Source organism: Vibrio sp. 811, from assembly GCF_033339195.1.
Genome location: NZ_JAWOUB010000583.1, coordinates 1 through 611, shown reverse-complemented (window position 1 = coordinate 611; position 611 = coordinate 1). Strand labels below are relative to the sequence as shown.

At 49.1% G+C, this 611-nt stretch carries 1 protein-coding gene; it reads right to left on the bottom strand.

Translation table 11 applies throughout. The features are described from left to right. On the bottom strand, nucleotides 1-611 hold a 611-nt coding region (locus R7Q46_RS28220), incomplete at both ends, for an NEW3 domain-containing protein (RefSeq protein ID WP_318078447.1).

The following is a 611-nucleotide window of genomic DNA, read 5'->3' as shown; positions in this document are numbered from 1 at the left end:
ATGCCGTAGGTCCCGTCTATCGCAGCTTGATCCGAAGTCACATCAACCGTCACTGTATCACTCGCACCAGGAGCCAAATTTAACTGAGATGCCGTTGTCACCCACCCACTTGGAGCACTTGCCTCAATAGCGAAATTCGATGTTGCGCATCCATCACCATCATTGTTAGTTACCGTAACCGAATACCCCACGGTGCTACCAGGCTCTACACCTGAAACTTGATTGGAAACAACAGCAACACTCGGCATGCTTGGCACACACATAGGCTCAGCGAAGCTAACGTGGACACTTGCGCCTGTGCTATCAGCCCATTCGGTCGTAATGGTAATACCGGCTTCTGTATCCTCATACGTATTGCCCGCTATCAAGGCAGCATCAATCAGGTCTGAGTTCACACTGTTAGGCGTCATATCAAGCAGTTGGACACTACTCAAATCATCTCCAGTTACAGCGTGGAAAACGACGCCATCCGTTATTGTAGTTTGCCCTTCAAGAAAACTATCGAAACCGATAGGTTGACGGTATTCAATGTAATACCACAATGGTTGTCCAGATGCCGCATCAGTCCCACGTTTAATCCTTAGACCTTTAGCTGCACCTGCTGGCGCCGT